Source organism: Bacteroides acidifaciens, from assembly GCF_024623065.1.
Classification (GTDB): Bacteria; Bacteroidota; Bacteroidia; order Bacteroidales; family Bacteroidaceae; genus Bacteroides; species Bacteroides acidifaciens.
The window spans coordinates 1-10411 of sequence record NZ_JANJZR010000108.1 but is presented as its reverse complement, the minus strand read 5'-3'; the positions used below and the strand labels follow the sequence as shown (position 1 = coordinate 10411).

The following is a 10411-nucleotide window of genomic DNA, read 5'->3' as shown; positions in this document are numbered from 1 at the left end:
AGGAGCCGTATGAGGGGAGACTTTCACGTACGGTTCTGTGAGAGGTTTGGGCTGAAATGCCCAGACCTACTCGACCTGGGCGGACGTTGCCCTCTTTATTCAATTAAATCACTGTACTGAATAAAATAGATGTTTTTTATTCAATAAGCATGTTGATATTGAATATATGGGCTATTTAGAGATGATAAAACGCTCACCGACACAATCACCATTTTATTTAATCTGGAATACATAAAAATCATGGTGTACTACACGTGTACTATACCTTCCAACTCTTTTTATTGTTCTTCTTTTGCGGCAAACACTGAAAATTAAGTTTGTTATGGAAGTTATTACAATTGAAAGTGAAGCGTATAAATCGCTTGTGAGCAAGATTGAAAAGATCGCCGGGTATGTAGCCGAAGCGCAATTGCCTTCAGAAGAAAAAAAGGAGGCTTGGCTGGACAGCAACCAACTGGCGGAAGCGTTGGGTATCAGTACACGTACATTGCAACGCCTGAGAGATGAAAACCTGATCAGCTACTCCATGCTGCGTGGTCGGTGTATGTATAAGCTGTCAGAGGTCGAACGTTGTCTGGAAGAGCGTACCATTCGGTGCAGACCCCAGACATTGGAGGATTTTCGCAAGAACTACCTAATGAGAACCGGCAATGATAAGAAAGGATGATATACTGAGAATGACGGAAAAGGGTGTTTCCGTATTCCGCTATTACCTGCCGGTGGACTTCAAGGTGGGAAAGAACTTCCTGAATCCTTTTTATAAGGATACGAAGGCTTCGTGCAATATTTATTATGAACGTAAGGCCGGCGTGTTTAAAATGAAGGATTTCGGGAACGAGGATTATTCGGGGGACTGTTTTGAGCTGGTGGGCAGGCTGAACGGCCTTAGCTGCAAGGAGCCTAAAGAGTTTGTCGAGATCATGGAGATAATAAACCGTGACCTGCATTTAGGGTTGTCCTCACATGAGGAATATCATGTGAGCCATAGCAAAGTGCCCCAAAAGAACGAAGTGGTATCGGAAGAGCCGAAAGTGAAAAGTGTCCGACCTTATACTGTCGTGCAAAAGCCCTTTACGGCTGCGGAACTTGCTTTCTGGGGTAAATCGGGTATCGGGGAAAATGTTCTGAAGGCATACCGGACGGTATCGTTAAAGAAGTTCAGCAGTGAAAATCAGGAAAGGAAGCCTTTTTCCTGCATGACAAGTGGCGATGAGCCGATGTTCGGGTATATGGGTAAACAGCATATCAAGGTGTACCGTCCGTGTTCACAAATGCGCTTCCTGTATGCCGGTGATTTTGGAGATAACTATTGTTTCGGGCTGGAACAGCTGCCGACAAAAGGGGATCTGCTCTTCATCACAGGTGGGGAAAAAGACGTGATGAGCTTGGCGGCTCATGGCTTCCATGCGATTTGTTTCAACTCGGAAACAGCCTTTATCCCTGTGACTGTCATACATCGGCTCTCGTTCCGGTTCAAACATATCATCCTCCTCTATGATGTGGATAGCACCGGGCTGAAAAGCTCGGCGAAGCGTGAAGAAGAACTGAAAGAATACGGAGTTAAACGGTTGTTGCTCCCGCTTGCCGGTACAAAGACGGAGAAGGATGTATCGGACTATTTTATGCTGGGGAACAGCCGTGAGGACTTGATCAAACTTTTTCTGGACTATCTGGAAACTTTATACAGTGAAACCATGTCGGCATTAAAATCCTGCGAGGTGGATTTCAACAACCCTCCTCCCATCGCACAAATGATCGTGTCGGTGAATGACGTGCCTCTCGGAACTCAAGGCAACCTGCTTTGTGTCACCGGCGGAGAAGGCACGGGGAAAAGTAACTATGTGGCGGCGTTGATTGCCGGTGCTATCCGTCCCTCCGGAACGGATGTGGATGCGCTGGGCGTTACGCTCCACGAAAACAGCAAGAACAAAGCGGTACTGTTCTATGACACGGAACAAAGTGAAGTACAGCTATATAAAAATATCAGCAACCTGCTGCGGCGTTGCGAACGTGAGGCGATGCCGGAATGGTTCAAGGCATATTGCCTTACGGGAATGAGCCGGAAAGAACGTCTACTTTCCATTATCCAGAGCTTGGACAAATACCATTATCAATATGGCGGTGTCCATCTGGTGGTGATAGACGGGATTGCGGATTTGATAAAATGTGCCAACGATGAAGCGGAGAGCATAGCCGTCGTGGAAGAACTGTATCGACTGGCCGGTATCTATAAGACGTGTATCGTTACGGTATTGCATTTCATCCCCAATGGATTGAAACTGAGGGGACATTTAGGAAGCGAGTTGCAGCGGAAGGCTGCGGCTATCCTTTCCATAGAGAAGGACAACGATCCGGCCGTATCGGTGGTGAAGGCTCTGAAAGTAAGGGATGGAAGTCCGCTGGACGTGCCTATCATGCAGTTTTCGTGGGACAAGGAAAAGGCCATGCACGTTTATCTGGGCGAAAAGCCGAAAGAAGAAAAGGATAAGCGCAAAGAGGATGAGCTTGTAGCGGTAGCCAAAGAGGTGTTCAGCCGAAAGCGTCTTGTCACCTATGTGGAGCTTGCGGAAGAAATCCAGTCGATACTGGAGGTGAAGGAGCGTACAGCGAAAAGTTACATCAAGTTCATGCGTGAGAAAGAAATCATTCTGAAATCATCCGATAACCAGAGCTATTATGTTACCGGGAATTTTTAAGGAGGAAAGCATATGTTAGTAGATAAAACGGAATTTGAAGCATGGATGGAACGTATCATGGGTGAGCTGTACCGCATCTCCCGGAAGCTGGACAAGGCAGAAACGAGGGAAAAGCACCTGAACTACCTGAACGGAGAGCGTCTGTACGATAATCAGGAAGTATGCCTGTTGCTGCGTATCAGCAAACGCACGCTGCAACGATACCGGAATAACGGGGTGTTGAAGTTCTATTCGATATATCACAAGACATATTACAAGGAATCGGACTTGCACGAGTTCATTCGTAATAACTTCGACGAGAACGAGATAAAACGGCAGGCACGTGAGGACAAGCTGTCCGAGAACTATCCGCTGCCGAAAGAATAAGTCTATGTTTTTGCTTTGTACCAGTGAAACTACTGCCGTGAGGCAGGAAATCCCCAACTGCGTATTGATGTTTGTCATAGCAATGGCTTCATACTGTTGTGAAACAGGATGAAGTTTCTTTTCTTGTTCGAATGGTGATATCCCAAAGGACGGAGGTCTGGAGGGGTATCATTTTTTATGTATTTATTTAAAAATAGGCTGGTTATCATCTTATAATGAAAGAAATAGTATCTTTGCGGTGTAGTATTAATCATGTAGATGCTATGGCTCGACCAATTAAAGAGACTCCGGTCGTAACCGGTAAGGATGCAAAACGCTTTGCAGAAAAAATGGCAAATCTCAAACCTGAAAGTAAGGAAGAGAGAGAAACCGCAAAGAAAGTTTATGAGAAGTTCAAATCCATTGCTTCATTCGCATTGTAACAATGACTATTGTAAATTATGATTTTGTGCCATTAGAAGGTATAGATGCTAACTCTAAAATATTCCAGTTTTGTGGCGTAAAAACTGGAATATTTCTTACATGAAAAGCGTCCTGATACGATTGAAAAGTCAATACCGGATAGTATATATCTAAAAAGCAAAGCGGGAAAAGTATATGTTACTGCTTTCCTGACAGATCCGAGTTCAAGAAACATGTGGCTGATATTGCATGGGAAACCGAAGTTTGAATAGCGGAGAATCCAGACCATATGATTTATTTTAATGGAGATAGATTATAGGACCGAGATAGTAAATCAGTTCCGAGAATACTAAAATTTTACCGCCGTAAAATTTACGGTGGTAAAATTTCGATTGTCTGTATAGTATAAACCTCACTCCGCTATTTCATGAAAGCTGGCGAGATGGAATTGTCTTTATGGCTTCGGTTATAGGGACTATAATTTCAGCTTAGGTTTGGGCTTTTCGGGCTGGTCAGGATCGGGGTCGTCCTTGTTGTCGGGCTTGAGGATGTCTTCGATGACAAACTTGCTACCGAGTGTTCTCGTTGCCTCTTTGCACTCTTTTTGGGTTTTCAGTGCTTTAATCATATTATATTCTCAAAATTATTAGTAACTTTGCTATCGCTTATAAAGTTTACCGCCGTAAATTTTACAGTGGTAAACTTTACGGCGATGAAATCGAATATAAAAAGATAAGGATATGAAATTCTACAATAGAGAAAAAGAGTTAGCATCATTGGAAAAGGTTCGCCGAGTATCCTTTTCCGTGCATTCCCAAATGACTGTACTTACCGGTCGGCGACGTATCGGCAAGACCAGTCTTATATTCAAGAGTTGCGAGGATACTCCTACGGTGTACTTGTTTGTCAGCCGAAGCAATGAAGCAGATCTCTGTTTACGCTTTACTTCCGAGATCCGGCAGGCACTTGATATTTATGTACCGGAACTTACCAACTTTGCAGAAATGTTCCGCTTCTTAATGGATTTGGGAACACGGATGGAATATAATCTGGTTATAGACGAATTTCAGGAGTTCTATTACATAAATCAAGAGATTTACAGTTTGATGCAGGATACTTGGGATCGACTGAGGAAACAGAGCCATGTCAATCTTATCGTGAGTGGTTCGGTATATACCCTTATGAATAAAATCTTCAGGGATTCAAAAGAACCGCTGTATGGCCGTGCTGACAGTATCATGAAGTTAGCTCCTTTTACTACTTCCGTATTGAAAGAAATCATATCGGATCATAAGGCTGACTATACTAAAGATGACTTGTTGGCACTCTATACCTTTACTGGCGGTGTCCCAAAGTATATCGAGCAGTTTATGGACAATGGATGTACAAGCATGGAAAGCATGGTCGATTTCATGTTGCAACCCGATTCATCCTTTCTGACTGAGGGACAGGCTTTACTGATACAGGAGTTCGGGAAAAAGTATGGTAATTATTTTTCTATCTTATCGGCAATCTCCAATGGTAAGAACACCCTACCGGAAATGGAAGCGGTTATGGGTGGAATGAGTCTGGGCGGACAATTGAAGAGGTTGGAAGAAGATTATGATCTGGTAAAGAAGAAACGACCCATACTCTCGAAAGAGGGTTCTCAGACCGTCCGTTATGAAGTTTCAGATATGTTTTTACGTTTCTGGTTCCGGTATTTTATCAAGTATCAAAATTATATAGAGATACAGAATTTTGAACGCTTGGCAGATATTATAAAAAAGGATTATCCGACATTCTCCGGTTTGGCTCTGGAAATGTATTTCTGCCAACAGATGATGGAAAGCAAGGAATTTGCAGATATAGGTTCTTGGTGGCAAGGCAAGAATAATAAAGATCAGGATGAAATAGATATTGTCGGACTATATGCGGAAAAGAAAAAAGCTCTGGTGGCAGAGGTGAAAAGACAATCCAAAAATTTCAAGCCGGATTTGTTTGCGCTTAAAGTAGAGGAATTACGGAAGAAAGTCTTGTTTAAGTACGAGATAGAGAGCAGATTGTTTTCTATGGAAGATATGTAGATGTAAATTCTATTTAAACATTATGATTACCAAAATAGATATTGAAAGATTTGGATTATTTTCAAATTATTGCTGGAAACAACATATTGGAACAGAGAATAATCATATTTTTAGTAAAATGAATATTATATATGGACGAAATTATTCAGGTAAAACTACTTTATCTCGAATATTTCGCTGTATAGAAATGAAGCAGTTACACAATAATTATTATAATGGCATTTTCGCTATAACTACTGATAATTCAACTATAACTAATACAAATTTAGTTTGTTCTGATAAAGTAAGAGTGTATAATACAGACTTTGTCAGAGAAAATCTAAGTTGGCTAAGTAATGAAGAGGGCGACATAAAACCGTTTACATTATTGGGCTCTAACAACGTAAAGGCCGAGAAAAGAATAACTGAGATTAATGAAGAATTAGGTGGTATAGATGAAAAAAAAGGGTTACTTTATCGGAAGTGGCAAATAGAAGAAAACTTGCAAAAAAGAAAACAACAATTTGCTAAAGCTAAAGAAAAGATTCAGACATTACTAACCAATAAAGCTAATAAAGAGATAAAAGTAAACAATTACTATGTAAAACAAGGCACTAATTATAATATTAAAACAATTCAATCGGAAATTGATGAAATTATAGATTCTGAAAAGAGTTTTATAATAGATGAAAAAGAGAAGGCCATTCGCAAAAAGAGAATAGACGAATCTATAAAGCAGGAAATAGCACCATTACCTATAACAAAGCCACATCTCTCGGAATATATAAAGGAGGTTCAAGAGCTTCTAAAACGTAAGATCGTTTTAACGCAAACACTTGAAGAGTTAGTAACTAATACTCTATTACAAGAATGGGTGGATAAAGGGCGTGTGCTTAATAAGAATAGGAAAACCTGTGCTTTTTGTGGAGGAATTATTACACCTGATCGTTGGAAATTATTAGATGCCCATTTTAGCAAGGAATCAGAGGAACTAAAAAAAAGTATTGAAGAACTGCTTGACAAACTTGAAAGATCCAAGAAATCACTTGATGGATTTCTCGAAACAAGAGGAGTAAAACAGGAAAATATTTATGAGATTTTCCAAGATGAGTACAATCAATATTACAAAGAATGGACTCTATATATAGACCAATACAGAGATATAATAGACCTTCTTATTTCTCAATTACAAGAGAGATATAATGATATATTCACTCCAAGGGAAATAAACAATATCGTTGATTGCTCGGAGAATATCATTGAAATAATTAACCACTTCAATTCTTTATTGCAGAAAAACAAAGATAAATCTTCTACTATTACAAAAGATAAAGATATTTATCGAAAAGAATTAAGATACTCTGAAATACAATCTTTTATTAATACAATTGAGTATAAAAAGATTTGTAAGGATTGGAAAAACGAAGAAAAATGCATCAATAGTGAGGAAAAAAAACTTGATGATTTGATAAAGACTGTTGAAGAGTTAAGACGAGAAAAGCAAACAAAAGAATTAGAAGCGAAAGATGAAGGAGAAGCTGCCAAAAGAATAAATGAACATTTATCAGATTTTTTCGGACATGATAGTTTAACTTTGGAGCCAGCACTTATCACTGAATCTAATACACCTTTAACGAGATTTATAATAAAACGAGGTGAAAAAGAAGCTCACAATTTGAGTGAAGGTGAATGCAGCCTAATTTCTTTCTGCTATTTTATTGCAAAAATAGAAGATGAATTGAATGGGGCAGATCATGATAGACTGATAATATATATTGATGATCCTATTTCCAGTCTTGATAATAATCATATCTTTTTTATGTATAGTCTTATTGAAACTATTATTACAAAAAAAGGGCAATATGGACAATTGTTTGTTTCTACACATAATTTAGATTTCTTAAAGTATTTAAAGAGATTAACCTCACCAATGGATGTAAACAGAAAACCTTTGGTTCAATATTTTTTAATTGAGAAACGAAAAAAAATGAGTGAGGCAATTAGTTGCTTAAAATTGATGCCATCTTATTTAAAAGATTATGTAACCGAATATAATTTTTTGTTTCATGAAATTTATAATATGGCAAAAGTTACAACTAAAGGAGATAAAGCAAAGATGATAGAAAATCAATACACTCATTTTTACAATCTACCCAATAATATGCGAAAGTTTTTAGAGTGCTATTTATATTATAGATATCCTAATACTGATAACCCTTTGGCTAATTTAGATAAATTATTTGACAATCACATTCCTTGTTTAGTAAATAGAGTGATCAATGAATATTCCCATTTAGCATGGGGAAATAGGGGAACCTTACCTGTTGATGTTAATGAAGCAGAAAAAGTAGCAAAACATATTTTATATATTATAAGAGAGAAAGACAATGAACATTATTGTGCATTATGTGACAGCATAAAGGTTGATCCAAATATTGATTTAGAGTAAAAATAGAAGCGTCCCACTATGCTTTTGGGACGCTTCTATTTTTATAACTTCAGCTTGGGTTTGGGCTTTTCGGGCTGGTCAGGATCGGGATCATCCTTGTTGCCGGGCTTGGGGATGCCTCCGATGACGAGCTTGCCGCCAAGTGCTCCCATCGCTTCTTTGATGCTGATGCTTTTGGGCATCTCGCTTACCTTGGGCGGGGTGCGCTGTTTGTCGGTGAGGAAGTCGGGCATCCGATGGACATAAGGCTCGGCAGGGAGCGTACCCGGTGTGGGGAGAGTGTCCGGCGAGGGAGTGCCGGGCGAAGTTTCGGTAGCGGGTATGCCGACGGCGGCGGGGGCGTTATTTTGTCCGTTGGGCGTTATCGGTTGGGACGGAAGGACTTCGATCACGCCGTCGGTGCTCTTTTCCTGCGTATCCACAGATTTGAGGGAGAGTAGGATCTTGCGGTCGAGGGCGGCAAGGGCGGCTTTGAGCTGTTTCAGCTCGTCCTCCTTTTTCCAGACTTCCCCGACAACCTGTTCCAAGACGGGGAGTTCCTTCTCAATGGCTTCGTTGTCCCTTGTGTATTTCTCTATCAGGCGGGGGATGCTGTCGAAGGCGTTGATGAAGTTCTGGCAGGCGGTTTTCGGGTCGACTGCCAAGCGGCCGTTATTGTAATTGTAGAGGAAGTTGCCCTCGCCACGCACGAAGAAACGGTTCTCGCAGAAGTCCAGACCGTCCTTGACGGTGGTGTCGGTCTTGACAAGGATGTCGAAACCGTAGAGCGAACCGATGATTTTCGGCTGGCCGTGCGTGCGTTCCCTGTCCTCTATCTCGTGGAGCTTGGCGGCAATCGCTTTCGGATCATCGCTTGCCACGCCGTCAATCTTCAAGAGGTTGAGCTTATTGCCCTCCTTGTCGTACTGCATACGGCTCTCGATGGCGGTCTTGTCTTTCTTGACACGGGCGATGATGTCATCGTTGCTTGCCCGGTTTGCCAAGAAGGTTTCCAGCTTGATGCGTGATTCCCCCTTGCCCCGTTGGAAGGCTTTGCGCTCGCCTTCCATGCCGGCAATCCGTTTCTCCAACCGTGCCTTGTCGAGCAGGTCGGTATTCCCGGAGAGCACTGCCACGTACTCGGAGAAGGGTATGCCTCCCTTCTCGTCCATGCCTCCCTCGTCGATGGTGCGGCAACCCATGTTGTTTTGCTTGAGCTGGGTGATGAAAAGCTGCTTGTTGTAGAGCAGGTTGAACTTGTAGCTGTCAAGCGACTTCTCCACGGCGTAGATGATCACATCCACCTTGTTGTCCGCATAGAGCTTGGCTACCTCGTTGCCCTTGCGGATACCCCGGCCGTCCCGCTGCTGCAAGTCCGAAGGTCGCCACGGTGCGTCGAGGTGATGGATGGCGACGCATCGTTTCTGGGCGTTGACTCCCGTGCCCAGCATTTCAGTAGAGCCGAAGAGGACACGTATCTTTCCCTCGTTCATCGCCTCGATCATGGCTTTGCGCTTTTTCTCGGTCTTGGCTTCCTGAATGAAACGTATCTGGTCTTCGGGGATGCCGTGATCCTCCACCAGCTTGCGCTTGATCTCGCTGTACGGATTCCACTGGTCGGGCTTGTAGGTTCCCAAGTCCGAAAAGACGAACTGCGTGCCTTTATGACCGGCGTATTTATTGTAATACTCCGCAATCATATCGGCGCAATGGGTGGCCTTGTTGTCTTTATCGTCACCGTAGGACAGAGGGTCGATGAGCCGCATGTCGAGCGACATCTTCCGGGCATAGTCGGTGGCGATGAGCATCTTCGCTTTCTCCTCCTTTTCGTTCAGGGGCGGGCGTCCCAATACAGTGGCATTGCCGGTCTTGGCGAACTCGATGAGCTTTCGTATGAACTCCTGCTGGTCGGGTGTCGGGGGTATGTTGTGCAGTATCTCGTTCTTCTTCGGACGGTCGATGCCGATGTCGGCTGCGGTACGGAAGTCGGTAATCTCGGAATAGAACGAGGCGAGCTCCGGAACCTTGATGAAGTAACGGAAACGCTCTTTCTGCACGACCTCGTTGGTGACAGAGAACTCGTAATCGACGGACTTCCGGGCGAACACCGCCGCCCATGCGTCAAAGGAGTTGATCCCCTGACGCTCCAACTCTTTGGGACGAAGATACTTGAACAGCAAGTACAGTTCGGTCAACGAGTTGGAAATGGTGGTTCCAGACAGGAAGGTGGCTCCCAAGTCCTTGCCGGTGCGCTGCTGGATAGTACGCAGGGCGAACAGCATGTTGAGCGCACGCTGGCTTCCCTCGCTGTTGCCCAGACCTGCCACACGGTCGTGGCGGGTGGTGAACGTCAGGTTCTTGAACCGGTGGCTCAAATCCAAAATTTCGGATTTGAGCCATTATCAGAACTTTTATGAATTTCCTAAATTTCGCATCAAGTTGCTGATTCTTATTTTGTTGCATTTTAATATAGT

General features: G+C 42.8%; 7 protein-coding genes and 1 pseudogene. 6 read left to right on the top strand and 2 right to left on the bottom strand.

What is annotated here, in order from left to right:
- Positions 1 to 322 precede the first annotated feature (322 nt).
- The 4 genes from NSB03_RS18890 to NSB03_RS18875 all read left to right on the top strand — a co-directional run bounded on the left by NSB03_RS18890 (position 323) and on the right by NSB03_RS18875 (position 3484).
- Positions 323 to 667: a helix-turn-helix domain-containing protein gene (locus NSB03_RS18890; RefSeq protein ID WP_024988630.1), complete on the top strand. Its 345-nt coding sequence runs from the start codon at positions 323 to 325 to the stop codon at positions 665 to 667.
- Positions 651 to 2696 (top strand): bifunctional DNA primase/helicase, encoded by a 2046-nt coding sequence (locus tag NSB03_RS18885; protein ID WP_227805426.1) that lies wholly within the window; start codon positions 651 to 653, stop codon positions 2694 to 2696. The genes NSB03_RS18890 and NSB03_RS18885 overlap by 17 nt, the downstream gene beginning before the upstream one ends.
- 12 nt (positions 2697 to 2708) lie before the next feature.
- A complete protein-coding gene (locus tag NSB03_RS18880) occupies positions 2709 to 3062 on the top strand; it encodes a helix-turn-helix domain-containing protein (protein ID WP_024988629.1) in 354 nt (117 codons plus the stop codon).
- Between the two features lie 263 nt (positions 3063 to 3325).
- On the top strand, positions 3326 to 3484 hold the full coding sequence (locus NSB03_RS18875) for a hypothetical protein (RefSeq protein ID WP_257466577.1): 159 nt from the start codon (positions 3326 to 3328) through the stop codon (positions 3482 to 3484).
- Between the two features lie 455 nt (positions 3485 to 3939).
- Here NSB03_RS18875 and NSB03_RS18870 read toward each other — a convergent pair whose 3' ends face one another.
- Entirely contained in the window at positions 3940 to 4092 is a 153-nt protein-coding gene (locus tag NSB03_RS18870; RefSeq protein ID WP_128824505.1) for a DNA methylase, read from the bottom strand.
- 112 nt (positions 4093 to 4204) lie between these two features.
- On the opposite strand from NSB03_RS18870, the gene NSB03_RS18865 reads away from it, so the two are divergent.
- Positions 4205 to 5530 carry an ATP-binding protein gene (locus NSB03_RS18865; RefSeq protein ID WP_257466576.1) on the top strand — a complete coding sequence of 442 codons (1326 nt, stop codon included), beginning with the start codon at positions 4205 to 4207 and terminating at the stop codon, positions 5528 to 5530.
- 22 nt (positions 5531 to 5552) lie between these two features.
- Positions 5553 to 7958: an AAA family ATPase gene (locus NSB03_RS18860; protein ID WP_227805431.1), complete on the top strand. Its 2406-nt coding sequence runs from the start codon at positions 5553 to 5555 to the stop codon at positions 7956 to 7958.
- 41 nt (positions 7959 to 7999) lie between these two features.
- On the opposite strand, the pseudogene NSB03_RS18855 reads toward NSB03_RS18860, so the two are convergent.
- Positions 8000 to 10318 (bottom strand): annotated as a pseudogene (locus NSB03_RS18855) (helicase-like domain-containing protein); the annotation flags it as partial.
- Between the last annotated feature and the right edge of the window lie 93 nt (positions 10319 to 10411).